Annotated in this window: 20 protein-coding genes and 1 pseudogene; 10 read left to right on the top strand and 11 right to left on the bottom strand. The window is 68.9% G+C overall.

Going from position 1 to position 25,451, the window contains the following annotated elements; translation table 11 throughout:
• Positions 1-14: 14 nt before the first annotated feature.
• Positions 15-356 carry a PilZ domain-containing protein gene (locus LXT23_RS32670; RefSeq protein WP_253984288.1) on the bottom strand — a complete coding sequence of 114 codons (342 nt, stop codon included), beginning with the start codon at positions 354-356 and terminating at the stop codon, positions 15-17.
• A gap of 143 nt (positions 357-499) precedes the next feature.
• On the opposite strand from LXT23_RS32670, the gene LXT23_RS32665 reads away from it, so the two are divergent.
• Entirely contained in the window at positions 500-1,228 is a 729-nt protein-coding gene (locus LXT23_RS32665) for an FKBP-type peptidyl-prolyl cis-trans isomerase (protein WP_253984287.1), read from the top strand.
• A gap of 2 nt (positions 1,229-1,230) precedes the next feature.
• On the opposite strand, the gene LXT23_RS32660 is transcribed toward LXT23_RS32665, so the two are convergent.
• The 4 genes from LXT23_RS32660 to uvsE form a co-directional block, all read right to left on the bottom strand.
• Positions 1,231-3,321, bottom strand: a complete 2,091-nt coding sequence (locus LXT23_RS32660) for a hypothetical protein (RefSeq protein ID WP_407692929.1) — start codon at positions 3,319-3,321, stop codon at positions 1,231-1,233.
• 145 nt (positions 3,322-3,466) lie between these two features.
• A complete protein-coding gene (locus LXT23_RS32655; RefSeq protein WP_253984286.1) occupies positions 3,467-3,670 on the bottom strand; it encodes a cold-shock protein in 204 nt (67 codons plus the stop codon).
• A gap of 121 nt (positions 3,671-3,791) precedes the next feature.
• Complete coding sequence (locus LXT23_RS32650) at positions 3,792-5,681, bottom strand: M2 family metallopeptidase (protein ID WP_253984285.1); 1,890 nt, start codon at positions 5,679-5,681, stop codon at positions 3,792-3,794.
• Positions 5,682-5,754: 73 nt separating this feature from the next.
• Positions 5,755-6,711 (bottom strand): UV DNA damage repair endonuclease UvsE, encoded by a 957-nt coding sequence (gene uvsE / locus LXT23_RS32645; protein WP_253984284.1) that lies wholly within the window; start codon positions 6,709-6,711, stop codon positions 5,755-5,757.
• Positions 6,712-6,823: 112 nt separating this feature from the next.
• Here uvsE and LXT23_RS32640 point away from each other — a divergent pair, with 112 nt between their 5' ends.
• From LXT23_RS32640 to LXT23_RS32630, 3 genes are all read left to right on the top strand, one after another.
• The gene (locus LXT23_RS32640; RefSeq protein WP_253984283.1) at positions 6,824-7,924 is read left to right on the top strand and encodes a DHH family phosphoesterase; all 1,101 of its coding nucleotides are present in this window, start codon (positions 6,824-6,826) and stop codon (positions 7,922-7,924) included.
• A gap of 20 nt (positions 7,925-7,944) precedes the next feature.
• Positions 7,945-8,502 carry a DUF3105 domain-containing protein gene (locus tag LXT23_RS32635; RefSeq protein ID WP_323379110.1) on the top strand — a complete coding sequence of 186 codons (558 nt, stop codon included), beginning with the start codon at positions 7,945-7,947 and terminating at the stop codon, positions 8,500-8,502.
• Between the two features lie 193 nt (positions 8,503-8,695).
• A complete protein-coding gene (locus LXT23_RS32630; protein WP_253984281.1) occupies positions 8,696-10,738 on the top strand; it encodes a hypothetical protein in 2,043 nt (680 codons plus the stop codon).
• Positions 10,739-10,791: 53 nt separating this feature from the next.
• On the opposite strand, the gene LXT23_RS32625 is transcribed toward LXT23_RS32630, so the two are convergent.
• Positions 10,792-11,742, bottom strand: a complete 951-nt coding sequence (locus LXT23_RS32625) for a LysR family transcriptional regulator (RefSeq protein WP_253984280.1) — start codon at positions 11,740-11,742, stop codon at positions 10,792-10,794.
• Positions 11,743-11,847: 105 nt separating this feature from the next.
• Between LXT23_RS32625 and LXT23_RS32620 the strand changes: the two genes are divergently transcribed.
• Together LXT23_RS32620 and LXT23_RS32615 are read left to right on the top strand one after the other, a co-directional pair.
• On the top strand, positions 11,848-12,909 hold the full coding sequence (locus LXT23_RS32620; RefSeq protein WP_253984279.1) for an NAD(P)-dependent alcohol dehydrogenase: 1,062 nt from the start codon (positions 11,848-11,850) through the stop codon (positions 12,907-12,909).
• Positions 12,910-13,053: 144 nt separating this feature from the next.
• Positions 13,054-14,508, top strand: coding sequence for a metallophosphoesterase (locus LXT23_RS32615; protein ID WP_253984278.1), 1,455 nt, complete (start codon positions 13,054-13,056; stop codon positions 14,506-14,508).
• A gap of 9 nt (positions 14,509-14,517) precedes the next feature.
• Here LXT23_RS32615 and LXT23_RS32610 read toward each other — a convergent pair whose 3' ends face one another.
• Entirely contained in the window at positions 14,518-15,333 is an 816-nt protein-coding gene (locus LXT23_RS32610) for an SIR2 family NAD-dependent protein deacylase (RefSeq protein WP_253984277.1), read from the bottom strand.
• Between the two features lie 68 nt (positions 15,334-15,401).
• On the opposite strand from LXT23_RS32610, the gene LXT23_RS32605 reads away from it, so the two are divergent.
• Positions 15,402-16,535, top strand: coding sequence for a heparan-alpha-glucosaminide N-acetyltransferase domain-containing protein (locus LXT23_RS32605; protein ID WP_253984276.1), 1,134 nt, complete (start codon positions 15,402-15,404; stop codon positions 16,533-16,535).
• An 18-nt stretch (positions 16,536-16,553) separates the two neighbouring features.
• Here the strand turns inward: LXT23_RS32605 and LXT23_RS32600 are convergent, their stop codons facing one another.
• Entirely contained in the window at positions 16,554-17,042 is a 489-nt protein-coding gene (locus LXT23_RS32600) for a VOC family protein (RefSeq protein ID WP_253984275.1), read from the bottom strand.
• 143 nt (positions 17,043-17,185) lie between these two features.
• On the opposite strand from LXT23_RS32600, the gene LXT23_RS32595 reads away from it, so the two are divergent.
• A complete protein-coding gene (locus tag LXT23_RS32595) occupies positions 17,186-18,985 on the top strand; it encodes a vWA domain-containing protein (RefSeq protein WP_253984274.1) in 1,800 nt (599 codons plus the stop codon).
• A 670-nt stretch (positions 18,986-19,655) separates the two neighbouring features.
• On the opposite strand, the gene LXT23_RS32590 is transcribed toward LXT23_RS32595, so the two are convergent.
• Positions 19,656-20,048, bottom strand: coding sequence for a hypothetical protein (locus LXT23_RS32590; protein ID WP_253984273.1), 393 nt, complete (start codon positions 20,046-20,048; stop codon positions 19,656-19,658).
• Positions 20,049-20,644: 596 nt separating this feature from the next.
• Here LXT23_RS32590 and LXT23_RS32585 point away from each other — a divergent pair.
• A pseudogene (locus LXT23_RS32585) lies at positions 20,645-21,128 on the top strand (integrase core domain-containing protein); the annotation flags it as partial.
• Between the two features lie 356 nt (positions 21,129-21,484).
• Entirely contained in the window at positions 21,485-21,805 is a 321-nt protein-coding gene (locus tag LXT23_RS32580) for a hypothetical protein (protein ID WP_253984271.1), read from the top strand.
• 65 nt (positions 21,806-21,870) lie between these two features.
• Here LXT23_RS32580 and LXT23_RS32575 read toward each other — a convergent pair whose 3' ends face one another.
• Entirely contained in the window at positions 21,871-24,888 is a 3,018-nt protein-coding gene (locus tag LXT23_RS32575; RefSeq protein WP_253984270.1) for an oxygenase MpaB family protein, read from the bottom strand.
• 152 nt (positions 24,889-25,040) lie between these two features.
• Positions 25,041-25,232 carry a hypothetical protein gene (locus LXT23_RS32570; RefSeq protein WP_253984269.1) on the bottom strand — a complete coding sequence of 64 codons (192 nt, stop codon included), beginning with the start codon at positions 25,230-25,232 and terminating at the stop codon, positions 25,041-25,043.
• Between the last annotated feature and the right edge of the window lie 219 nt (positions 25,233-25,451).

Here is a 25,451-nt window from a genome sequence, read left to right as displayed (position 1 = left end):
CGCGCCGCGTCGCGTCAGTTCTCGTTGGCGTGTCGGTCGACGTAGGCGTCGATCATCCGCCGGTGACGCTCGGTGAGGAGCGTGAAGCGCACACCGGAGCGCTCGCGCTTCGCGGGGGACGCCGACTCCACCCACTCGCGCACCACCTCGCCCTCGGCGTAGATGATCTCCTCCGAGCCCGGCAGCTGGAACTGGAGGCCGACGCGCTTGGCCGCGTGCTGGGGCTCAATCAGCCGGGCGAGGCTCACGCCCTCCTGGCTGATGTCCGCGGCCCGCGACATGTACGGCACGCCACCCATGTACTTGTTGAGGTAGATGTCGAGGGGCGCCCGCTTGGACTTACGCTTGTCGCTCATTGCTGCGTTGCCTCCGGTCTGTGCAACAGGCCGCTTCGGGGGTGAAGCAACCTGGATTCAGGGTAGAGGCGCGCGATGAAGTCGCAAGAAAACGACCCGAGCCTGGCAGCTATAGTCCAGCGGGTTTCATGAAAGGCGGAAGCATGCAACGGATGTGGACGGCGGCCCTCGTGCTGGCGCTCGGCGCCCCGGTCGCCCAGGCGCAGAACTCCCAACCCGCGAAGAAGCCCGAGCCCGCGGCCAAGGCACCGGCGCCTTCCGCGCCTCCCGACCTCTCGTCCGAGGACGCGAAGACCATCTACGCCCTCGGTGCCTCTGTCGGGCGTGACCTCTCCCTCTTCGCCCTCACGCCCGAGGAGCTCCAGCTCCTCCAGCGCGGCATCACCGACAGCATCAACGGCACCGCGCAGGAGATGGACCCGAAGGAGTATGCGCCGAAGATCCAGGCCTTCGCCAAGGCCCGCCAGGCCCAGGCCAGCGCCGCGCTGCTGGAGCGCGCCGCGAAGGAGCCCCGCGCCACGAAGCTGCCCTCCGGCGTCATCTACCAGGAGACGGTGGCGGGCAAGGGCCGCAGCCCGAAGGCCACCGACACCGTCAAGGTGCACTACGAGGGCCGGCTGGTGGATGGCACCGTGTTCGACACCTCGGCCCGTCGCGGCATCCCCATCGAGTTCCCCCTCAACGGCGTCATCCCCTGCTGGACGCAGGGCGTGGCGAAGATGAAGGTGGGCGGCAAGGCGAAGCTCACCTGCCCCGGCAACATGGCCTACGGCGAGCGCCCGCCCCCGGGCTCCCGCATCCCCCCCAACGCCGTCCTCGTCTTCGACGTGGAGCTGGTGGACATCCCCGGCGACACCACGCAGCAGCCGTAGCGCTACGGCTTCTTCAGCACGGCCTCGGTGGCGCGCAGCAGCGACTCCGCGCTCACCGGGGCGCCCGTGGCGTGAATCATCCACTGGTCCGGCGTCACAGCGCCGTGCGTGGCCATCCGCTCGAACTCCGCGCCCAGCGGGCCCTTGCGCGTCAGGTGCTCTTCAATCTGGAACGCGATGAGGTGCCCCAGCGGATAGTCCGGCAGGTAGAGCGGGTAGCTGATCATGTGGCTGTAGATGCCCAGCAGCGGGCTGCCCTTCCCGCCCAGCACCGGCGCGTAGTACCGGTCCCAGTGCTCGCGGGAGATGGCCACCACCGCATCGCGAAGCTGGGCCGGCGTGGCGTCCGGGTGCTCGTACATCCAGTGCCACACCGCCATGTCCACCAGCGCCACGCCGGCAATCTCCCACGTCTGCCAGAAGTCGTTGAGCACCCGCTCGCGCTCGGCCGCCGCGTCCGGCTTGCCCAGGCCCAGCAGCTCCAAATCTCTCGCCTGGAACACGAAGGCCAGCGCCTCCGTGAAGGCGTTGTTGGGCACGCCCGCCAGCAGCGTGTGGTCCACTGAGTAGAGGCTGAACACCTGCTCCACGTTGTGCCCCAGCTCGTGCACCGCGATGTTGTAGCCCTTGTAGTTCATGCCCCCCTTCTCCACGCGGGTGCGCAGCCGCGCGAAGTCACCCCGCCGCGCCGCCGGCTGTGCGTGGCCCGCCCCGCGTGACGCGTCCACGCGGATGCGCGCCGCCAGCCAGTCCGCCTTCGCCTTCGTGAAGCCCATGCCCAGGAGGATGCGCGGCATGTCCTTCGCGAACGCGTCCGCCGTGGGGTAGCGCTTGCGCGTCAGCGCATCCAGCTCCGACTCCGGCCGCTTCCCCCCCGGCTTGAAGCCCGGATACCACAGGTCCTGCGGCCCCAGCTGCCGCCCCAGCCGCGCTTCAATCTCCTTCGCCACCAACGGCACCACCGGCGACTCCAGCACCTGGGTGAGCACCGCCTTCACCCGCTCCTCCGGCAGCTCGCGCACCAGCTCGAAGGCGCGGGCAATCCGTGTGGGCGCCACCGGCACGTACGGGTCCGCCTTGCGCGCAGCCTGGAAGGTGGCCAGCAGCCGCGCATAGCGCGTGTCCGGCTCCGGGTCCTTGGACGCCTTCGCCTCGCGAGCGGGCGCGTCCTCCTCCACCGTCTCCGGCGGCGCCGCCGTCACCGCGTTGGTGAACGGGTTCCAGTCCAGCCGGGGGTTGTCGATGACGGCGGCGGGAATCGTCTGCGTGACGATGCGCTCCATCACCTGGATGATGAGCCGCTGCTTCGCGCGCGCGTTCGGGTCCGCGTAGTTGCCCTTCAGCTCGTCGCGCAGGTTCCAGTGGCTGATGAGCCGCAGCCCCTTGGGGAAGGGCCGCTGTCCCTGCTCGTCCAGCAGGTGGTGCATCCAGACGTTGTACTCGGCGATGTAGAGGTTGGCGTCTGCGATGGCCTTGGACGACTCCTGCTCTATCTCCGCCGGCACCCGCCGGTTGAAGCGCCCCGCCAGCCGCGCCTCCGCCCACTGCCGCCGCGTCCACTTCGGGCCCTGCTCCACGCGCTCGGCCAGCGTGGTGAGCGGGAAGTTGAGCAGCACCGCGAAGCCCACCTTCGAGCGGAACAGGTCCGTCGTGACGTTGGTGGACGGGTCATACGCGCCCAGCAGCGGCTCCACCGGCAGCAGCGGCCCCAGGTCCAGGTCCAGGTACCACTGCAGCTCGCGGCCCAGCTCGCTCATGTGGCCGTCGAGCTGCTCGAACAGCTTCTCCAGCCGGGAGAACGTCGCGTCCAGCGCCTTGGAATCCGCCAGGAAGTTCTCGCGGATGAAGGCCGCCGCGTCGCCGTCCTCCGGCCGCCACTGCGCCGCCACCTGGTCCACGCCGCGCTCGATGCGGGCCCGGTGCGCCTCGCCGTGCTTCGCGAGCAGCTCCGCCTTCACCGCGGCGACGTCGAATGCGGGCTTCATGGCGGCGGGCTCCTTCGCGGCGGGGGGCGCCTCCTGCGAGACGGGCGGCGTGGCCGCGGTAGGGCCCGGCGCGTCCGGCACGGAGGGCGTGGTGGAACAGCCGAGCATGGCGAGCAGCGGCAGCAGGCGGGCGCGCGAGGCGCGGGGCTTCTTCGGCGAGGACACGATGGGCGCTCCAGAAACACAAAGGGCCCGACCCTGGTGGGCCGGACCCTCATGATGCCTCAGGAAGCGTTTCTAACGACGTCCGGACTCAGGCGGCGCGGACGTTCTGCGCCTGCAGGCCCTTGGGGCCCTTGGTGACCTCGAACTCCACCTTCTGCCCCTCCTGGAGGGTGCGGAAGCCATCCATGTTGATGGCGGAGTGGTGGCAGAACACGTCCTCACCACCGCCGTCCTGGGTGATGAAGCCAAAGCCCTTCGCATCGTTGAACCACTTCACGGTACCAGTAGCCATTTGCGCTCTTCTTCTTTCGTCACGGACGCGAAAATCCGCATCCGGTCCTACCAAGCGATTCCGCCAGGACGGGTGGGAATTTATTCACACCCGTTTTGGGAGTCCACCCCCGCGGAGCGCGCTACCAGCCGCACTTCTGGCCCTTGTTCTGCGCCTGGAGCCAGGTGCGCAGCGGGCTGAAGTAGTCCAGTAGCGGAGTTGCATCCATCTGCCGGGTGCCCGTCATGGCCTGGAGCGCCTCCGGCCAGGGCTTGCTCGCGCCCAGCTCCAGCATGGCCTGGAGCCGCTTGCCGGCATCCTTGTTCCCGTAGATGGAGCACTCGTGCAGCGCGCCCTTGTGGCCGGACGCCTCGCACAGCGCCTTGTGGAACTGGAACTGGAGGATGCGGGCCAGGAAGTACCGCGTGTACGGGACGTTGGCGGGCACGTGATACTTCGCGCCCGGGTCGAAGTCCGCCTCCGAGCGGGCCACCGGCGCGGCCACGCCCTGGTACTTCTCGCGCAGCGTCCACCACGACTTGTTGTAGTCCGCCGGCGTCACGCGGCCGGAGAAGACCTCCCAGCGCCACTGGTCCACCAGCAGGCCGAACGGCAGGAAGGCCACCTTCTCCAGCGCGTCCTTCAGCTGGAGGTTGATGAGATTCTTCTCGTTCTTCGGCACCGACTTCAGCAGGCCCACCTGCTGCAGATAGGCCGGGGTGATGGACAGCGTCAGCGCGTCACCGATGGCCTCGTGGAAACCGTCGTTGGCGCCGGACTGATAGAGCACCGGCAGGTTGTAGTAGTACGTGTAGTAGTAGTTGTGGCCCAGCTCGTGGTGGATGGTGATGAGGTCCTCCTCGGTGGGCTTGATGCACATCTTGATGCGCAGGTCGTTCTCATAGGTGACGTCCCACGCGCTGGCGTGGCAGACCACCTCACGGTCCCTCGGCTTGGTGAACTGCGAGCGCTCGTAGAAGGTCTGCGGCAGCTCCTTGAGGCCGAGCGAGGTGAAGAACTTCTCACCCAGCTTCACCATGCGCAGGGCGTCGTAGCCCTGCTTCTTCAGCTCGGCGTCCACGTCCAGGCTGGCCTGACCGGGGAAGGGCTCCACCAGCGGGTAGATGTTGTTCCACTCCTGCGCCCACATGTTGCCGAGCAGGTGCGCGGGGATGGGCTTGCCGGCGGGCACCTTCGCCTCGCCGTACTGCTTCGCCAGGCGGCCGCGCACGTAGCAGTGCAGCTCGTCGTAGAGCGGCTTCACCTGGCCCCACAGGCGCTGGGCCTCCTTCTCGAACTCGGCGGGCGGCATGTCGTAGGCCGAGCGCCACAGCGTGCCCAGGTCCGCGACGCCGATGTCCTGCGCGCCCTCGTTGGAGATGGACACCAGGCGCTCGTACAGCGGGCGCATGGGGCGGGAGACGCCGTGCCAGCCCTGCCACGCGTCGAGCAGCTCGTCGTAGTTGCGGCTGTCCGCCATGACGTCGGACAGCTCGCCCAGGTCGCGGCACGTGCCCTTGCCGTCCTTGCCGCAGTACTTGCCCTTGCCGTAGATGCCCTCGAGCTTCGCGGCGGTGGCGGCCAGCTCGGAGCGCTTCTGCGCGTCCGAGGGCGCCGGCAGCGCCTGCGACACCTTGAGCAGGTGCAGCATGCGCGCGGTGTCCGCGTCCAGCTGCAGCCCGTCGAAGCGGCGCGAGCCCTTGATGGCGCCGTTGATGTAGCCCAGCACCTCCTCGTTGACGTAGGCGGCGTTGCGCTCCGTGTCATCGGTGATGTGCGTGTTCTTGATCCACTCGGCGGTGGCCTGCTTCGTCCACAGGCGCTTCAGGTCCGCGTTGACCTTCTCGGCGAACTGCTTCGCCTCTTCGGGCGTGGCCTGGGCCTGGGACGTGGCGGCCTGGGGCGCGGACTCGGCGGTGGCCGGGGCCTCACGCGTCGCTTGCGAGTCCTGGGCACAACCCAGGACGGCGGGCAGCGCCAGGGCCGCGAGGGCCGTGCGCAGCAGGGGGTGCAGGGGGAGTTTCCGGTTCATGGGGCGGACCGTAGAAGAACGGCCGCCCGATGACACCCCGAAAGTAGGGAGTGTGGGCGCCGCGACAGGACGTCTACGGTGCGACGGCGCCCTGCCCCTTCGCCCGCCGGGGCTTCTCGCCGAGCTGACGCAGTGCGAAGAGCGCGCGGTCCTTCTCCTTCGCCTCCAGCATGAAGTCCGCGGGGAGCTCCAGCGCGGCCACCATGGCGCGGAAGTCCGCCGGGTCCACGAAGTCGGAGTGCGCCCCCGCCCGCCCGTCCTTCTTCTGGCTGGCCAGGTGGAACTTGGGCCGCAGGTCCAGCGCGGTCCACGTGGCGGCGGCCTCGCGCACCAGCTGCTTCAGCGACAGCTCCGGGTTCGACGGCAGCACGGCGTTGTGCAGGTTGTCGCCCACCATGGGGACGCCGTGCTCACGCGCCAGCGGCAGCACCTCGCGCGCGCTCCACACCTTGTCGTCGTGCTCCACGGTGATGCGGTTGCGCAGGTCGTCCGGCATCTCGTCCAGGAAGCGGTGCGCGGCCACGAGCGCCTCCTCGCGCGACGGCGCGGCGCCTCCCACGTGGAGGACCACGCGCGCCTCGGGCCCCGCCTCCAGCAGGTCCAGCACGCGGGCGCCGTAGCGCAGCTCCCTCAGCGCGGCCTCGCGCACGTGTGGATGGCGCGAGGACAGCGAGGCCCCCGCGGGCGACGGGTGCAGGGACAGCCGCTGCCCCGAGCGACGGACGATGCGGGCCAGGTGGTCGAACGTCTTCGCGAAGGTCTTCCACCAGGTGAGCGTGTTCACCGGGTGCGACGCGAAGGGCACCAGCGACGAGCCGATGCGGAAGACCTCGATGCGCTGGGCCTCGTTGAAGAGGAGGATCTGCTCCAGCTCCTCCAGGTTCTGCGCGGTGAGCGCCTCCAGCCGCTCCGGGGTGGCGCCGGCGAGGCGGCACGTGTGGCTGGCGCCCACGCCGAGCGTCAGGCAGTTGGCCACATAGCCAAGTCGATAGGTCGAGGGGCCTTCCATGGTGCCCTTGAGATTCTTCATGGCACCGGCTGTCTCACACCGGGCCGACAGGGCGTGCGAGCCAGGACGGGCACCGTGCGAGCACTCCGGCCCCGCCCTCCCCCACGCCCGCGCGGCGTTACAGCTTCCAACCATGCTGCTGGGACACACCAGGGACCCGCTGTGGCCGGCGCCCGAGCAGGCGCTGCTCGATGCTCGCCGCTTCCTCGAGGAGCAGAAGGGCCGACGGGTCCTGGTCGCTCCGCACACCGACGTGGATGGCCTCACGTCCGGCGTGCTGATGCTGCGCGCACTGGAGGCCGTAGGCGCGCGGCCCCTGGCGAGGGTGCCCGGCAAGGGAGAGCATGCCCACTCGCCGGCCTTCCAGGACCGGCTGCGAGTCGGCGCCTGGGACTCGCTGGTGGTGCTCGACATGGGCAGCCGCGCGGCTCCCATCGTCCCGGACCTGCCGACGCTGGTGGTGGACCACCACCTCTCCGACACCTTCCCTCCCGGCGCGCGGGTGCTCACCGCGAACGGGCATGAGCCCATCGCCAACAGCAGCCTGCTGACGTACGTGCTGGTGTCGCCGCTGGTGGTGCCCGGGCCGCTGGAGTGGCTGGCGGTGATGGGGACGGTGGCGGACCTGGGCGCGGACGCCCCCATGCCGTTCCTCAAGGACGCGCTCAAGCGCGCGGGACGCAAGGCGGTGACGGAGTCGGTGGCGCTGCTGAACGCGGCGCGGCGCTCGGCGCGGTTCCCCGTCCCGGTGGCACTGGAGGTGCTGCTGCGCGCGGGCAAGGCCTCGGACATCTCGGAGGGGCACGTGCCCGGCGTGGACGTGCTGCGCGACTGCCGGCTGGAAGTTCAACACGAGGTGGCGCGGTGCGCGAAGACGCCTCCGCGCTTCGCGGGCAAGGTGGCGCTGCTGTTGATCAGCTCCGAGGCGCAGGTGCATCCGCTGGTCGCGGTGCGCTGGGCGCAGCGGCTGCCCGAGCACATCGTCATCGTCGCCAACGCGGGCTACCTGCCGGGCCGGGTGAACTTCGCGATGCGCAGCCGGGCGCCCGTGGACCTCATCGCCTGGCTGAAGGACCTGGACCTGCCGCCCCTGGAGGGCGAGTACGCGAACGGGCATGCGCGTGCCACGGGCGGAAGCCTGTCCCAGGCGGACTTCCTCCGCTTCATCGAGGCCGCGGGCTTCCGGGGGCTGCGGACCTTCGACGTGGAGCGACGCGGCGCGTTCCCCGGCTGATGCGGTATGACGAGGGGGTGATGCTCCGCCCTCTCGTCCTCGTCCCCTCCCTGGCCGCCCTCCTCTCGCTCACCGCGTGTGGCTCCACCGACCCGGAGCCCCAGCAGGGTTGCGAACGCTTCGAGTTCCCGCTGTCGGCGCAGACGGAAGCGCGCCATGTCGCCACCTGTGACAACACGGCCTGTGGGTCCGGGGCGAGCCCGTCCGAGAACCCGCCGAGCTCCGGCGTGCACTGCGGCAGCGTGGCGCGCTGTGCCGTGTACGCCGAGCCCGTCTCACGCTGCCTGTACATCCACAACCTGGAGCACGGGCACGCGGTGTTCCTCTACAACTGCCCCGACGGCTGCCCGGACGAGGTGGCGAAGCTGGAAGCGGCGGCGGCCACCGTGAAGGCGGGGGCCAACGGGGTGCGCCGGGCGCTCGTCGCGCAGGACCCGAACATGCCCACGCGCGTGGCCGCGCTGCTGTGGCGCCGCTCGTACGCGGTGGACTCGGCGGACCCGGAGGCCCTGCGGTGCCTGCTCCAGCTCCAGGACGTCGATGCGCCCGAGCGCGGGCTGACGTGCCCTGGTGGCTGAGCTGGCATCTGCTCGCGAACAGCGCACATGGACCGTGCGAGGTACCGCGAGTGCGCATGGGTAGCCGCCTGTCGTGAGGCCGGGCAGGCAGGTGTCCGGCGGCATGCGTAGGGAGTGAGCAACGCGGTTGGAATGTCGGCACCTGCCCTGGCGGGCGGCGTACGGAGCGCCCGCCGTTTGTATCCAGGCTGCCATGAGAACGAACTTCCGACGCGCCGCCATGGCGCTGCTGTTGACCGCCCTGGCCACGGTGCCAGCCTCCGCCCAGACAACGTCAGGCGTGCAGGGGCCCGTGCCCGCGGGACTTCCCAACCGGCTGCTCGTGGGGCTCTTCGAGGAGGCCGGGCAGAGCTGGATGCGCGACAGCGGCGTGCCCTGGGACGTGCGCTACCGGTACTTCACCAAGGGCTGGGTGGACAACTGGGGCTGGGGCCAGCCCGACGGCAGCTGGGGCGCGAGCTTCATGCAGGAGTCGTTCACCCAGGGCTACATCGCGGCGCCCGTCTTCTACCAACTGTTCTCCGAGCCGGGCGGTGGTGAGAGCGAGTCGCTCGCCAAGGTACAGAACGCCACCACCATGCGGAGCTACTTCAGCGACGTGAAGGTGCTGATGCAGCGCGCGAAGGAGCACGGCAAGCCCGTGCTCATCCTGGTGGAGCCGGACGCCGTGGGCTTCCTCCAGTTCCAGTCGAACTCCAACCCCAACGCGTACGCCGCGGTGGCGGCCACCGGGCTGCCCGAGCTGGCGACCCTCCCCAACACCGTGGCGGGCTGGGGCCAGGCCTTCCTCCAGATGCGCAAGGCGGTGGGCGCGAACAACGTCGTCCTCGGCATCCACGTGTCCGGGTGGGCCAGCGGCAAGGACATCGCCTATTTCTCGGTGACGGACCCGCTCCAGCCCGAGGTGGACAAGGTCGCCAACTTCCTCAAGCCGCTGGGCCTCGGGCCCAACGCCACCGGCACCACGTATGACGTGTTGGTGGGAGATCCGCTGGATAGGGACTCGGACTTCTACAGGCTGACGCAGGGCCAGCAGCGCTGGTGGGATGCGAGCGACAACGCGTCCATCTCCTCGAGCTCGTTCAATCGCTACGCGGAGTGGCTGCGGCTGATGAACGTGGCCACCGGCAAGCGCTGGGTGCTGTGGCAGATTCCGCTCGGGAACGCCAACCACCGCAACGTTCACAACGACGGCACCGCGCGCGCGGGCTACCGCGACAACCGCACCGAGTACTTCTTCGGGGCGAGTGGTGATGCGCACCGGAGGAAGTTCGCGAACTCGGGCGTCATCGCGCTCCTCTTCGGCGCCGGGGCTGGCGGGCAGAGCTCCTACCAGAACGACCTGGGCGCGGATGGGCAGCCGTACATCCGCAGCCGCGCGGCGCCGTTCCTCCAGGCCGGAGGCCTGACGTTGCCCGCCGCGGGCACCACGCTGCCCGGACCTGGAGGCACCGATGGTGGCACGCCCGGTGGGACGGATGCGGGCACGGGTGGCCTCGACGCCGGCACGGGCGGTCGGGATGGTGGCGTCGACGCTGGAACCGGTGGAGGCACGGATGCCGGCACGGGTGGTCGAGACGGTGGCACGGATGCTGGCACAGGCGGTCAGGACGCTGGCACAGGCGGCATCGATGCAGGCACTGGCGGTCGGGACGCTGGCACAGGCGGCATCGATGCAGGCACGGGAGGCAGGGACGCGGGCACGGGCAGCGTCGACGCAGGCACCGGCCCTCGCGACGCCGGCACCGGCGGCACGGACGCAGGCACGGGCGGAACCGACGGCGGCACGGGTGGCACGCGTGGCTACGGGTTCGAGTCCAGCACCGAGCTGTGGCTCGCCTCCGGCGCTCCACTCAGGCCGGTGAGCACTTCCACGACGCGAGCCTTCTCGGGGACACGCTCGCTCGCGGTGCCGTTCAGCGGAACGGCGGGCACCGGCATGGCGACGGTCCTCACCGCTCAGGTCCCTCGGGGCGCGACGGTGACCTTCCGCGTGTGGATTCCCTCCGGCAGCAGCATCACCGCCATCCAGCCGTTCGCCCTCGAAGGTGCGGCGGCAGGTTGGCGCTACACCGGACGCTGGACCGGAATCAGCAGCCTTCAGGCGAACGCGTGGAACGCAGTGACGGTGACCCTGCCGTCCGCGAGCACCACTCCGCTCCACCGGCTCGGCGTGGAGTTCACCACCAGCGGGACCTGGACCGGCACCGTCTACCTCGACGGCATCTCCTGGTAGCCCCCCTCCCCGCCCTCTCTCCGCGAGGGGGCGGGTCCTGGGGACCTGGCCGCTCACCGCTTCTTCGGCGGACGAGATGTCACGGGCGCAGGTGCCTCCGGCTGCCGCTCCGCGGCGACCTCGCGCGCCAGGTTCACGAAGGCGCGCATGGCCGGCGACACCTGCGCTCGGCTGGGGAAGTAGAGGAAGAGGCCCGGCACCAGGCCCGCGTAGGGCTCGAGAACCACACGCAGGGAGCCTCGCCGTAGCTCGTTCTCCAGCTGCGGCTCGAAGAGGTACGCGAGTCCCAGCCCTGCCTCGGCCATCTCCCGGATCAACGTCCCGTCATTGGAGGCTATCGGCCCACGCACCGGGATGCGCCAGCTCTGCTTCCCGCGATCCAGCTCCCACTGATATTGCGCTCCGGTCGTCGTCGAGCGGATGCCGATGCAGTCGTGCGCCAGCAGGTCCTTTGGCGTCTCCGGAATGCCCCGCCGGGCCAGGTACGCGGGTGAGCCCACCACGACGAACCGGCAGGCCCCGTACAGGCGGACCTGCACCATGTCGCGCTCGATGGACTCCGAGAAGCGGATGCCCGCGTCGAGCCCCTCGGCCACGATGTCCACGAGCCGGTTGTCGACATTGACCTCCACCTCCACCTTCGGATGGCGCTCGAGCAGCCGTGGGAGGAGAGGCCTGATGATGAGCGGCACGGCGACGGACGGCACCGACAGCCGGACACTGCCCGTCACCTCCCCCGGCATGGCCGAGGCCGTCTTCAGCGCGTCGAGCGCCTGGTCCACGGCCGGCCCGGCGTTCTCCAGCAGCCTCCGCCCCGCATCCGTCAGCGCTACACTTCGAGACGTCCGGGTGAGCAGCGGGATGCCCAGGCGCTCCTCGAGCTGCCGGACCGACTGGCTGAGCGCCGACGCCGAGACGCCGAGCTCGCTGGCGGCCGCCGTGAAGCTGCGCCGGCGGGCGACCGCGAGGAACGCGTTCAGGGCATTCAGGGGGGTAAAGGCCATCTTGAAGAATTCCTAAACGACCCATGCACATCACGCCAGTTTCCGAGGTCGCGCGCAGGAGGCATATCAGGGGACATTCAACCCGCCCACTGACGGAGAAACACCATGCTCAAGACCCAGGCCTATGCCGCCCCCGCCGCCGGAAAGCCGCTGGCGCCCTTCACCTTCGAGCACCGCGAGCCCGGCCCGCACGACGTGCTCATCGACATCCTCTACTGCGGCGTCTGCCACTCCGACATCCACCAGGCCCGCGATGAGTGGGGCGGCTCCATCTTCCCCATGGTCCCCGGCCACGAGATCATCGGCCGCGTCAAGCAGGTCGGCCAGCACGTCACCAAGCTCAAGGTCGGCGACATGGCCGGCGTCGGCTGCATGGTGGACTCGTGCCGCGACTGCCAGCCGTGCCGTCAGGACCTGGAGATGTTCTGCGAGAAGGGCATGGCCCTCACCTACAACGGCACCCAGATGGACCGGAAGACGCCCACCTACGGCGGCTACTCGACGCAGGTCGTCGTCTCCGAGCGCTTCACGCTGAAGGTCCCCGAGGGCCTCGACCCCGCCGCCGCCGCGCCGCTGCTGTGCGCCGGCATCACCACGTACTCCCCGCTGCGCCAGTGGAACTGCAAGAAGGGTGACCGCGTGGGCGTCGTCGGCCTGGGCGGCCTGGGCCACATGGCGGTGAAGCTCGCCGCGTCCATGGGCGCCGAGGTGACGGTGCTCAGCACGTCTCGCTCGAAGGAGGCGGACGCCCGCCGCCTGGGCGCGCGGGGCTTCGAGGTCACCAAGGAGGAAGGCACCTTCAAGAAGCTCGCCGGCAAGTTCGACCTCATCATCGACACCATCTCCGCGCCGCACGACTACAACCAGTACCTGTCCATGCTGCGCCCCCTCGGCGCCATGGTCCTCGTCGGCGTCCCGCCCCAGCCGACCCCCGTCGCCGCGTTCGCCCTCATCAACGGCAACAAGCGGCTGGCCGGCTCCAGCATCGGCGGCATCGCCGAGACGCAGGAGATGCTCGACTACTGCGCGAAGCACCAGATCGTCTCCGACGTCGAGGTCATCCCCATCCAGAAGATCAACGAGGCCTACGAGCGGATGCTCAAGAGCGACGTGCGCTACCGCTTCGTCATCGACATGGCCTCGCTCAAGGACGCCGCCGCGCGCTGACTCAATTTCTGAGAAATGGGTCTTCCCTGACCTCACGGCAGATGGTATCGGAACCGCGCAATACCTTCTTTACCCGTGAAAACGGTCAGATAGGCGACCCCTGGTCAGCCGGCCCGGGGTCGCTTCACCCAGGAAGGACCCATCTTGAGGACCCCGAACTTCATCGTATCCCTGGCACTGGCAGGCGGGCTTTCGGCCTGTGGCGGCAATCCCCAGGCCGAGCCCTCCGAGCTCGGCACCGACGAGGCGGCGCTCGACTGCGCCGCGATGGCCTCGTCGCCGATCTACCACCGCATCAAGCCGGCCAACGGTGACAGCCTCTACACGTACAACGCGAACGAGGCGGCCAACGCCGCGACGACCTACGGCTACACCGAGGACCGCGGCATCGCCTTCCGCGCCTCCAGGGCCACGGGCACGGGGCTGTCCCCCGTCTACCGGCTCTACAGCCCGAGCCGCAACGAGCACTTCTGGACCATCGACGCGGCGGAGCGGCAGGACCTGCTCACCAACGGCGGCTTCACCACCGACGAGGGCATCGGCTTCTACGCGTCGAAGACGGCGGACCCGTGCCTCGTCCCCGTCTACCGCTACTCCAACACCACGCTGCGCAAGCACCGCTTCGCCATCACCGCGGCCGAGCGCAGCGCGCTGAGCAGCGCGGGCTGGGTCGACGAGGGCATCAAGCTGTACGCCGCGCCCACCGCCCCGGTGCCCGTCGACACGAAGTTCACCCTGGTCATCATCCCCGACACGCAGAACGAGCTGGTGTCCGCGTCGACGCTCATCGACCACCGCATGCAGTGGCTCGCCGACAACAAGAGCGCGCTCGACATCCGCTTCGTGGGCCACACGGGCGACATGTGCAACTGGGACACGCCGGACCACATCCAGTACGTCCGCGCGAGCAACGCCTTCCAGAAGCTCGACGCCGCGCAGATTCCCTATGCCATCGCCGTCGGGAACCATGACACCGCGGCCACGTGCCCGGGTGGCAGCGCCTGCCCCGGCAACGTGAATGCCAACCTCCGCAACACCACCACCTTCAACACCTACTTCCCCACGACGCGCTTCCAGGCGCTGGCAGGCGTGTACGAGGCCGGGAAGAGCGACAACGGCTATCACACCTTCACGGCGGGCGGCCTGAACTGGCTCGTGCTCAACCTGGAGCTGTGGGCGCGCACGGACGTGGTCGGCTGGGTGAAGACCGTCCTCGCGGCGCACCCCCGCCACAACGTCATCGTCATCACCCACTCGCACCAGACGAGCAGCGGCGGCATCGAGCAGAGCAACGGCGGCTACGGCAACAACAGCCCGCAGTACGTCTTCGACAACGCGCTGAAGCTGTACCCCAACGTCCGGTTCATCTTCTCCGGGCACGTGGGCACGTCCGCCTACCGGGAGGTCACCGGCACCCAGGGGAACAAGATCTACCAGATGCTGACGACGTACCACGACAGCAGCACGAACCCGACGCGGCTGATTGAAATCGACACCGCCGCCAACACCTTCTCCACGCGCGTGTACATGCCGTACACCAACACGGAGAAGACCGACGGCTCGAAGTTCACCATCAGCAACGTGTCCTGGGTGCGCTGAGCCTCCGGCTCAGTCGGGGAGTGCTGCCACGAGGCGTGGCAGCACCAGCTCCGCCTGGGCCGCCACGACGCGGATGCGCGGCGAGGGGCTGATGCCCGAAGGGTCGATGCTGAAGACCTGGGCGCCATTCTTCAGCCCCCGCTGCGACACCGCCTCCGTGACACCGACGGAGAACGACGTCCCGATGAACACCACCAGGGTGGCCCGCTTCGCGCTCAGGAGCACGTGGTCGAACTGGTAGGACTCGTGCTCCGAGTACAGCTCGTCGAACCACAAGACGTGCGGGCGGAGCTTGCTCTTGCACTCGGGGCAGCGGGGCACCGTCTCGGGGCTCGGGTCCGCGTGGAGCGGGCCGAAGTCCAGCTGCGCGATTGGAATCGTGCCCCATGGCGGGCCGTGCTTGCACCGGAGGCGCGTGCACCGGGCCTCGTCCAGGCTGCCATGGACCTTCACCAGGCCACGGCTCCCTGCCTGTTCATGCAGCGTGTCCACGTTCTGGGTGACGAGCAGGAAGTCGCGCTGGTGGCGCGCCTGCCACTGCTCCCACGCGACGAGGGCCCGGTGCGCGTCGTTCGGCTTCACGCCGCGCGCCAGCTCGAAGCGCTTGAGGTACCAGAGCCAGGACTCGTGGGGCACCCGCTTGTAGTAGGCGCGGGTACCCTTCTCCGTGACGTCGTTCGCCCAGACCGCGCCCGGGTCCGGGCCGCGGAAGGTCGGGATGCCGCTGGCCAGGCTCACCCCCGCGCCGGTGACGATGAGGGTCTTCGTGCCCTCCGGCCCCTTCGCCACCGTGAGGAGCTCCTCGAAGGTCGCTGTTGTCGTCATGCACCCACCCCACCCGGCTCCTGACGCCTGGAGCCGACCGTGGACGAGCATAGTAGGGTTCGCCGGCCGTGACTTCCCCCTCTGCCCCTGCCCCTGCCCCGGTATCCCAGGACCGCGTGCGCGCCATCGACTGGCTGCGCGGCATCGCGGTGCTGTTCATGATCCAGACCCACGCGCTCGCCCTGCTCACGCCGGAGCTGCGCAAGAGCCTCTGGGTGGGCCGGCTGCTCAAGGTCGACGGGCTGGTGGCCCCCGCGTTCATCTTCTCCGCGGGCTTCGCCACCGCCCTGCTGATGGTGCGCAGCGCGGCGGGCGGCGTGCTGCGCGAGCGCGTGGGCCGCAACTTCCGCCGCATCCTGGAAGTCCTCGCCGTGGCCACGCTCGTCAACTGGGCGTGGTTCCCCCTGCTGAAGGAGCCGGTGTGGATCCTCCGCATGGACATCCTCCAGTGCGTGGGCGTGTGTCTGCTCATCGTCCTGCCGGTGGCGGCGGTCCTGGCCCCTCGCCCGAAGCTGCTGGGCGCGGTGACCTTCTTGCTGGCCCTCGCGGTCTTCGCGGTGGCCCCGCTGGGCGAGCTGGTGAAGGGCCCCCTGGCCACGCTGACGAACAAGTCGTCCTTCGCGCCCTTCCCCCTGCTGCCGTGGCTGGGCTTCGCGTGGCTGGGCGCCTTCTCCGGGACGCTGGCGGGCGCGTGGGGCCGGGCGGGGCTCATCCGGGGCCTGGGGGTGATGGTGGCCCTGGGCCTCGCGGGCGCGGTGGCGGGAGACTTCCTCTACTCGCTGTACCCGCCCCACCGCTTCTTCGTCGCCAACCCGTCCAACTCGGCGGCGCGCTTCGGGTGGGTGTGCGCCGTGCTGCTCGGGCTGCTGTGGCTGGAGGGCCGGGTTGCCGTGGGTGCGAAGCCGTCACGCCTGCGGCGCTTCATCGAGGTGTTCGGCACGTCGTCGCTGTCCGCGTACTTCTTCCACGAGATGCTGCTGTTCTACCGGATTGGCGGCGTCTTCTCCTTCCAGCGCTTCTGGGGAGACAAGAGCGGGTGGCTGGGGTTCTGGCTGCTGCTCGCCGCGCTCATCGGCCTCACCTTCCTCCTCTGCATCGCCACCGACCGCGTGGAGCGCGTGGTGAGGCCCGGGCTCCGGGCCCTGGTCGCGCGCGTGAGGCGGGGACGCAGGGACTCCAGCGAGCCCACCCTCCGCGCCTGAGCCCCGGGGCCAGCAGGCTCAGTGAGCACCAGCCGACAGTTGGTCGAAGGCGGCGATGACCTCCGGCGGCGCCTGCACCAACTCGATGAGCACGCCCTCGCCGCTGTAGGGGAACTGCTCGTTGCCCTTCGGGTGGACGAAGCAGATGTCGAAGCCGGCCGCGCCCTTGCGGATGCCGCCCGGCGCGAAGCGCAGCCCCTGCCCCTCCAGCCACTTCACCGCCGCCGGCAGGTCGTCCACCCACATGCCCACGTGGTTGAGCGGCGTCTCGTGGACCCGGGGCTTTCCCTCGGGATTGATGGGCTGCATCAGGTCCACCTCCACCTTGAAGGGACCCGCGCCCGCGACGACGATGTCCTCGTCCACGTTCTCCCGCTCGCTGCGGTAGGTGCCGTGGGGCGTCAGCCCCAGCAGGTCCACCCAGAGCTTGCGCAGGGGACCCTTGTCCGTCCCTCCGATGGCGATCTGCTGGACTCCGAGGATGCGAAATGGCCTGGCGGTCTGCATGGGCCGGCACCCTGCCAAACGGGCCGGGCCCAGACAAGGACCGGCGCGCCCACGGCCAGGCGCCGAATTAATTCACGGGAATAGACCCATTTCCGCAGGTCGTGCGTTTCGAGCCGACGACCTACCTGTTCCTTGGAGAACGCATGACACCGACCTCCCTGAAGCGCCGCCTGTCCCTGTGGGGAAGTGCCCTTCTCGTCACCTGCACGCTGCCCGCCTGCATGAGCAACCGGGCCCCCGAAGAGAGCGCCCAGATGGAAGTCGCCCAGAAGCCCACCACCCTCCAGGCCCGGGAAGCGCCAGCACCGCAGGGGGACGTGGCGGCCCAGGCGCCCGAGCCCGAGGTGGATGAATCCGAAGGCCTCGAGTACGCCCCAGTCGAGAAGGCCCCGGCCATCTCCGCCAGGCCCCTGGGAAGCGCGAGCGTCGCGGCGGAGATGCCCATGGCGGGGGCCCCGCCCCCTGCCCCCGGCAAGGGTGAGATGCGGGCGATGCGCCGCGTCCCCCCCAAGCTGGCCATGGCCCAGCCCGATCCGAAGGACCGCATGGACGACGCGGACCGCGCCTCCGCCGAGCGTGGCAACTCCTTCGAGGCGTGGAAGCCCAACACCTTCGTCGACACCGTGAAGGACCCGCTGTCCACCTTCGCCGCGGACGTGGACACCGCGTCCTACGCAGTGGCCCGGCGCTACCTCGTCCAGGGCAACCTGCCGCCCGCCTCCGCCGTGCGCGTGGAGGAGTTCGTCAACTACTTCAAGTACCGCTACACCCCGCCGGAGTCCGGCGCCTTCACCGTCCACCTGGAGGGTGCGCCCTCGCCCTTCGACGACAAGCGCCACTTCGTGCGCGTGGGCGTGCAGGGCAAGGTCCTCTCGCGCTCGCAGCGCAAGACCGCGCACCTGGTCTTCCTGGTGGACACCAGCGGCTCGATGAACTCGCAGGACCGGCTGCCGCTGGCCAAGGAGGCCATCAAGCTCGCCGTCAAGAACCTCAACGAGAACGACACGGTGGCCATCGTCACCTACGCGGGCTCCACGCGTGACGTGCTGGCGCCCACGCCCGCCACGGACGTGAAGAAGATCCACGCCGCGGTCGACTCGCTCAGCTCGGGCGGTGGCACGGCCATGGGCTCCGGCATGGAGATGGCCTACAAGCACGCGGTGAAGAAGGCCTCCGGCAGCGTGGTCTCCCGCGTCATCGTCCTCACGGACGGCGACACCAACATCGGCCCCAACCTGGGCGCGGAGTCCATCCTGGGGAGCATCAGCAAGTACGTCGCCGAGGGCGTCACCCTCTCCACCATCGGCTTCGGCATGGGCAACTACCGTGACGACCTGATGGAGAAGCTGGCCAACAAGGGCAACGGCAACTGCTTCTACGTGGACAGCTACAAGGAGGCCAAGAAGGTCTTCGAGACGCAGCTGACCGGCACGCTGGAGGTCATCGCCAAGGACGTGAAGCTCCAGGTGGAGTTCAACCCGGTGGCCGTCCGCCGCTACCGCCTGCTCGGGTACGAGAACCGCGACGTGGCCGACAACGACTTCCGCAACGACAAGGTGGACGCCGGTGAGATTGGCGCGGGCCACAACGTCACCGCCGTCTACGAGGTGGAGCTGACGGGCGACACGAAGGAGTCGCTGGCCACCGTGCGCGTGCGCGCCAAGGCGCCCAACGGCACCGAGGCCGCCGAGCAGGCCTTCCCCTTCGAGCGCGGCATGCTGCGCAAGTCGGTGGACGCCGCCTCGCCGGGCTTCCGCTTCGCCGTGGCCGTCGCGGCCTCCGCCGACATCCTCCGCGGCAACCCGGCCGCCGAGAGCTGGAGCCTGGCCACCGCCCAGAAGCTGGCCGAGGGCTCCGTCGAGGGTGACGCGGACCGCGGCGAGTTCGTCCGCCTGGTGACCCAGGCCCGCGCCCTCATGGGCGCCTCTGCCCGGGGCCACTGACCCCCAAGCCACGGCGCCACTCCGTTGAAAACGGGCTCCAGGCTCCTTCGAGGACCTGGGGCCCTTTTTCGTACTGAGTGGAGGCGGCGGAAATCGAAGCCGCACAGGTGGATTTGGTCCCTACTCGGGCCACAGGCTGCCCGCCCGGTTTTCCCTCTGAGAATCGGGGTGGCCTTCCGTCCGGGTGAGTCCAGGACCGTCCATTGGATTTGGTTCTTTTTGGGTCCCTGCGGGGAACCAAAACGGCCGGAGTGCGGGACCGTACAGATTCTTCCGGGCACCGTGCCACCTTGGGCCGTGGTGGCCGCCTGTACACGCGCCGAGCACCAGCTCGGTGCCGTGGAGCTTGCCGCCCGCGCCGAATGCCAGCTTGTTGATGGTCTCCAAGAAGCGCGGGAATCTGGTCATGGTCGAGGTAGGGGCATGACACCAAGCCAGTGCTCTCCGAGCGCTGGCCGGTAGCCCCTTCTCGCCGCGTGTCCCCCGAGCCAGAGGGGCGCCGCCAGGCGCCGAGCGGAGCGAGCTTGCCCGTGACTCGGCGGGGCACGCGGTGGCCGGAGTCCTGGAAAACCGGTCGACCTGATAACCAGAATCTGCGCTTTTCCAAGACCGCCAACACGCCGACACCTTCTCCTATGAACTGATGATTGCCAGGGAGCCCACGCACCTCTCAGGCCCTTCTCTTACGACGTACCGAGGCAACCGCTTGCTTCTTGGTCTTCGAGCGCGCTGCCTCGCTGCGCTTCGACTCCTTGCGACGCTTGGAACCTGCCGTGGGCTTCGCCCGAGGCTGTACTTCCTTGAGCGCGTAGAAGCGCCTTCGAACGAAGTACATAGCATTCATCAGCGCGTCCACGGGCCCCACTCCGTAGGAGTAATAAATGCCCTCCGTCACGTGCTCGAAGAGGATTGGACAGTACCAATCCCTCTTGTCCTCAAGCGGCGCAGGGCGGCCAATCGTGACTCGGGAGGTTCGCCGTGTTCCATCCCGGGTCTCGTAAGACCAGTAGTCGTCCGCGATCGGATCATCAATGGCTGCAAGCTTGGGACGCCAGTCCTTCACGATACCACCTCACTGTCCCGCGCCCTGAGCGCAGTCAGCCGAGCCGTCACATTCATAGATCGCGTTACACATGCCCCTGCAGGCCTGCTTGGTGCCTTCTGCCGCGCCCCAGCACAGTGCCTTCTTTCGCTCGTTCCGAAGGCGCCTGCAAAAGTTCTTGAGTACCTCACCGCCCGCCTCACACGCATCCATGCACGCCTGCTTGTTCGCGGGAGACTCCAGGTCCTGTACGGGTTCAGGCTGGCCGGGCGGTGGCGAGGGCGGACATCCTTCAGGGTTCAGCGCGCAAAAGCTTCCAGGGCCACGTGGATAATCCGCCATCAACGCAGGCGCCTCCACCAACTGCGCTCCCGCGCATGCCAGAGCGCTACACAAGGCACCCAAGCACGAAAGACGCAACCAGATATCTAGTCGGCTCGGTTTCTTCGATGAGAGTTCCCGCAATTGTACTCCTGGGGGCGGCCACGAAAGTGAAGGTACCTTGGAGCCGACCTGCCTCGCCCAACCGCGCCGCTCTTGAGGATAGCTTACATCCACGGGCGTGACCGAGCAGGACCGCTACCGCAAGCGGGGGAGGAGGCGGGCGTGGTGTTGACCCGCAGGCGCGCGGGAAGATGAAGCGATTCTGGCGCATGCTTCGCGAGGGCTGTCTCGACCACCTGGACCGCTCGCAGTCCCTCGCCGAAGTCCAGCGTCGCCTCGACACCTTCCTAGCCCGCCACTACCACTCGCAGCCGCACGCCTCGCTCATGGGGGACACACCCGGCCTCGTCTCCGAGACGCAATTGGCCGAGGCCCTCACCGTGCGGGCGCGCCGCCGCGTCTCCCGCGACGGCGTCGCCAGCCTCGACGGCCGTCTTTTCGAGGTGCGCCACGGCTTTCTCGCCGGCCGTCTGGTGAATGTCGCCAGCTGTCTCGTCGAGGCGCTGCCCGCTTCTGTCCGCGTCGAGCACGACGGCCGCTCCTACGAACTGCAGCCGCTCGACGTGCAGGCGAATGCCCGCGCCCACCGCGCACGCAACCCCCGTCCCGCCGGCCCCGTCCATTGCTTTCCACCCCACCGCCCCCGACCTGGAGTGAGTCCCCATGCCCCAGCAACTGCGCTCCGCCTTCGGCCTCGGCCACCTGCCCTTCACCAAGGAGATACCTGACGCCGAACTCTGGCTCCTTCCCTCGAAGGAGTCTGTCGTCACCGACGTCGTCGACGCCCTCGAGTCGCGCCAGTCCGTCCTGGTCGCTGGCGAGCCCGGCGTCGGCAAGACGTGCGTCCTGCGCGCCCTGCGCCATCGCCCCCCCGAAGGAGCGCTTCCGACTGACGTACTGCCACAACGGGACGCTCGGCCGCCGCGACTTCTACCGGCAGCTGTGCCTGGCGCTCGGGCTGCAGGCGAAGGCCACCGCAGCCGCCGTGTTCCACGCCGTCACCACGCAAGTGCATGAGCTCGCTGGTCGTGCCCGGGGCGCCGCCGGCCACCAGCACCTTGCCCGACGAAAGGACGGTGGCGCTGTGGTCGAATCGGGCCGTGGACATCCGCGCGGCGGAACTCCAGCTGGCGAGGGCCTGGCGCTCGGTGGCCACCTCGACCGCGGAGGAGGGCCCCGTCGGCTCCTGGTCGGAGTTCGGGCCGGGACCGCAGGCCGCGCTGGCAAGCAGCAACAAGATGGATGGGACGGTGGATGCAAAGGAACGCGTCATGGATTGCCCTTGGAGCGAAGCCCTGCCATGGCAGGAAGGTCCTTGCCATGTCCGGGCGTGACCAGGCCCGGCGGGAGCTCGGCCGTCACTACTGCCTCAGGGGCCCGCAGTGGGCCGCGCCGTCGCTCAGGTCCCCGGTACCACCGACTTTTCCAGCGACGACGGCAGCCGGAACGAAGCCTGCTTCCCCTCCCGCTCGGCGAGCACGATGAGCTTCATGGCGTCATCCGCGAATCTGCCGAGGATCTTCGCCACCGCCGCGTCGTGGTTCGGCACGTCCAGCTCGCGCAGCAGATCCGTCGACAGATCGAGCAGGCCGGTCAGGTTGCTCTGCGGCACGTTGAGCAAGTCCGCGCAGTGATCGCCGACGAGGAAGCGGATCTGCGTGGGCATGATGCCTCTGAGCGCGGTGAGATCGAAGGTGAAGAACTGGTTCATCATCTCGAGCAACGCTTCGGTGAGCGCGCGGCCCTCGGGTGATGGCGCCCACTGCCGGTCGCGGATCGCATCCATGAGCGCCTCGGCATCCGCGAGCGACGTGGGCATCAGTGACGGTTCAATGCCCATGAAGTGGCCAACCACCGTCCAGGCGTGGATCCACGCTTCCCCATCCGCGTCGCTCGCGTCGATCCCGTAGCGGCGAAGCGCGTCGAAGGTCAGCGCCGAGAACGTCATCAGCGTGCCGGCCATGTCTTCTTGGTTGATCGGCTTGCCGCGCACCGCCGAATTCCACGGCACGTCTTTGCGGCTGAGTATCAAATGCCGGATCGCCGCATGCATGAGCCGCACTCGCTGCGCCGCGCGGATGCCTTTGCCGCCCGGCGAAAACGCGCCTTCGTCGACCACGTCGAAGACGAACTGCGCCGTCTCGAAGATCCGCTGCCGGGTGTTGCGCTGCATCGCCTGCGTCTGCACCAGCACCGCTGCGCCGTCCGCCGCCGCATAGGCCTGCGGGAGCGCGGAGCAGAAGAGGCCCATCGTGATCTGCACGGGATAGGTGGCGAAGAGCTGCTGTGCCCTGGCAATCTTCTTCGCGTCCGCCCACGGCGGCAGCGCTGCGGTGCTCTCGAAGTAATCACGGAGCTTCGGCGGCATGCCCTCGGGGATCGGCGCGTCGTTGCGGAAGAGCTGCGCGAGGAGCTTCGTGACCGAGCATTCGGCTTCGGCGGAGTAGATCTCCGCGACCAACTCGTCGGCGAGCGGATCGGTCTCCTGCCGCATCGGATCGAGCACGGCGTCGGTCCAGCGCGACGGCCTCACCGAGGGCGCCGGCGCGTCGCCCAGGCGCGCGTAGTGAGCGAGCGCCTGGAGCGGCAGGTAGTTCGCCGCAGGCGCATAGGTATAGAACGCGTTGGGCGGGAGCGCGGTGGCCAGGTAGGTGCCATTCGGCCAGGTGCCGTCGGGCCGTTGCCGCGCGAGCAAGTAGGCGATCGCCTTCTGCACCGCCGCGGAGTCGCGCAAGCCCGCGTCGAGCAAGCCGAGCAGCACGAGCCCGGTCAGCGGCGCGGTGCTCGGGCCAATGCCAGCGCGCTTCGGCTCGGCGTAGCTGAGCACGCTCTCACCAAAGCCGCCGTCCTCGTTCTGGTGCGCGAGCGTCCAATCGATCGCGCGCTTCAAGAACCCAACGCCCGGCGGGTCGCCTGCCTTCGTCAGCGCGGAGATCACGTACGACGAGCCAGCGAGGAAGTTCACCACCCAGCGCCCCCACCACGGCCCGAAGTCGCACTGCTGTTCGCGCAGAAAGCCGATTGCCTTCTGCACGGCCGGCGCGCTCGGCGTGTCGCCCGTCGACAGCAGCGCATCGATCGCGCGCGCGCTGAGATCTTCGGTCGAAGGATCGCCGAGCACCACCGGCGGATACAAGAAGACGTCGATGAGCTCGCACGGCTTCGTTATCGGCGGAAGCGTGAACGGCTGCCGCATCGCCGGGCCCGGCGCCTTGCTCGGAAGCCCCCACGCGAAGCCGCCCCAGCCGCCGTCCGGGTTCTGCATGTCCAGCATCCACCGCCGGCCGTCGGCGATGGCGGTGCGCACCCTTGCGGCGAGCGCCGGCGGAAGACCCTCGACGATGCGACCGAGCGCGGAGAGCACCACCGCGGTGTCGTCCGGATCCGGCATGAGCGGGTTGCCGTCTTCGAACGCCCAGCCACCGGTGAGCACCGCGCCGGACTTGCGGTTGTTCCACCGTGGTTGCGGCACGCGCGCCTGCGTCGCCAAGAGGTACTCGACCGCGCGCTGGAGCTCCGGCGCATCGCGTGGCACACCAGCCTCGGTCAGCACGCGCGCGTGATAGGCGGTGGTCCAGACGTCGCTCGGGAAGATATCGAAGTGCATGCCGCTCGCGTCGCGGATGCGGCGGCTCAGCAGGAACGACGCGGCGCGCGCAGCCCCGTCCCGATCCTCGGAGCGACCGGTCGCGTGCAAGGTTGCGCCGAAGAGCGCGGTGGCGATCGTCACGCCGTTGAAGCTGCCGTTGTCGTTCTGAAAGGTCTTGATGATAGAGGACGCGCGCGGACAGGAGAGGCGCGTGAGCACGTCCCACTCACCGCGGAGCCGCCGCGACAGGATCGCCATGCTCATCGCGCCGAGCACCACGCTGTAGGTGAGCTTGCTGAACGCGAAGTCGACGGCGTGACACGAGAGCACCCACACGAGCGGGGGCTGAGGCAGACGCTTCGCATCGAGGCGGCCGGCCATGGCCAGGTAGAACGCGGACACGTCGCCCGAGCTCGCGAGCTCCACCACCGTATCGAAGCCTCCGTGCGCGTCGATGTACGCGCGGGCCTTCGCGGCGGCGGCCTGCGCTTTCGGATCGCTCGAGAGCTGCAGCGCGGCCCATGCGCAGGCGGTGGCGCCGAGATCGCCGCGCGTCGCGTACGGCCACCCGCCGAAGGAGCCGTCCTTGCGTTGTTGGTTCTTCAGCCAGCGTGCTCCTTCGGCGGCGTCTTCCGAGGAGAGCCGCTGCATGTAGGAGAGCGCGATCAACGCCTGCGCCGTGCAAGACGGGCCGAGTTCGCACACACCGTCCCACGCGCCGTTCGCCTTCTGCGAGCGCAAGATCGCCGCCCGCCCGCGCGCGATCGCATCATCGATGGACTTTTGGGGTGAAACAGACACTTCCGTTTTTCGGCCTGGCTCGTTCATGGGCAGATGAGGACGAAGACGAGGGTCTTGAAGGGTATACCTTTCGTGCTAGCGGGAGGGAGAGCGGAATTGCTTTTGTATGTCAAAACAAGGCGACTCGCCCTCGCCGCCGTCCTGGGAAGAACAACTCCGCAAAGTCCAGGCCGAAGGCCTCAAAGGTGCCCGCGGGCGGCGATACGAACCTCGAGCGCGACGCCGACGACGATCTGCCGGCTCTTGCGGTGGCGCTGCACGAGATGCAGCCGATGACTCCTGCCGGCCTTCGCGTCGCGCCCCACCTCGACCAGCAGCCCGAGTGATCGTCGGAGGCCACTCCCGGAATTCGTGCGGGAGTCCGTCGGCACGCCAGGACTCGAGGTGATCTCAGAATTGCCTCGTTCGTCTTCTGCCCCAGGTTCAAGGGTCCAGCAGCACAAGACGGGCACAGTAGGTCAAAGTGGGCGCGCACTCGCACCGCTGGCTTCACGTCGCGCCAGTGTTCCCGATGAACAGGCTTTCAAGGTAGACCGGACAGCATCACCAACGTCCACGCAGCCACGGGTCGCGTGAGGCTGTTCAACCGG

Origin of the sequence: Pyxidicoccus xibeiensis, from assembly GCF_024198175.1 — a bacterium.
GTDB lineage: Bacteria > Myxococcota > Myxococcia > Myxococcales > Myxococcaceae > Myxococcus > Myxococcus xibeiensis.
The sequence above is the reverse complement of the archived record's forward strand: the minus strand, read 5'-3'. Positions and strand labels throughout refer to the sequence as shown.

Excerpts from the sequence above, each read along its gene's own strand:
- LXT23_RS32580 (WP_253984271.1), top strand. The coding sequence starts at position 21,485 with ATGAGCTCGCTGGTCGTGCCCGGGGCGCCGCCGGCCACCAGCACCTTG.
- LXT23_RS32635 (WP_323379110.1), top strand. The coding sequence starts at position 7,945 with ATGCTCCGCCCTCTCGTCCTCGTCCCCTCCCTGGCCGCCCTCCTCTCG.
- LXT23_RS32655 (WP_253984286.1), bottom strand. The coding sequence starts at position 3,670 with ATGGCTACTGGTACCGTGAAGTGGTTCAACGATGCGAAGGGCTTTGGC.
- LXT23_RS32650 (WP_253984285.1), bottom strand. The coding sequence starts at position 5,681 with ATGAACCGGAAACTCCCCCTGCACCCCCTGCTGCGCACGGCCCTCGCG.
- LXT23_RS32665 (WP_253984287.1), top strand. The coding sequence starts at position 500 with ATGCAACGGATGTGGACGGCGGCCCTCGTGCTGGCGCTCGGCGCCCCG.
- LXT23_RS32640 (WP_253984283.1), top strand. The coding sequence starts at position 6,824 with ATGCTGCTGGGACACACCAGGGACCCGCTGTGGCCGGCGCCCGAGCAG.
- LXT23_RS32600 (WP_253984275.1), bottom strand. The coding sequence starts at position 17,042 with ATGCAGACCGCCAGGCCATTTCGCATCCTCGGAGTCCAGCAGATCGCC.
- LXT23_RS32670 (WP_253984288.1), bottom strand. The coding sequence starts at position 356 with ATGAGCGACAAGCGTAAGTCCAAGCGGGCGCCCCTCGACATCTACCTC.
- LXT23_RS32575 (WP_253984270.1), bottom strand. The coding sequence starts at position 24,888 with ATGAACGAGCCAGGCCGAAAAACGGAAGTGTCTGTTTCACCCCAAAAG.
- LXT23_RS32620 (WP_253984279.1), top strand. The coding sequence starts at position 11,848 with ATGCTCAAGACCCAGGCCTATGCCGCCCCCGCCGCCGGAAAGCCGCTG.
- LXT23_RS32630 (WP_253984281.1), top strand. The coding sequence starts at position 8,696 with ATGAGAACGAACTTCCGACGCGCCGCCATGGCGCTGCTGTTGACCGCC.
- LXT23_RS32595 (WP_253984274.1), top strand. The coding sequence starts at position 17,186 with ATGACACCGACCTCCCTGAAGCGCCGCCTGTCCCTGTGGGGAAGTGCC.
- LXT23_RS32610 (WP_253984277.1), bottom strand. The coding sequence starts at position 15,333 with ATGACGACAACAGCGACCTTCGAGGAGCTCCTCACGGTGGCGAAGGGG.
- LXT23_RS32660 (WP_407692929.1), bottom strand. The coding sequence starts at position 3,321 with ATGCTCGGCTGTTCCACCACGCCCTCCGTGCCGGACGCGCCGGGCCCT.
- uvsE (WP_253984284.1), bottom strand. The coding sequence starts at position 6,711 with ATGAAGAATCTCAAGGGCACCATGGAAGGCCCCTCGACCTATCGACTT.
- LXT23_RS32625 (WP_253984280.1), bottom strand. The coding sequence starts at position 11,742 with ATGGCCTTTACCCCCCTGAATGCCCTGAACGCGTTCCTCGCGGTCGCC.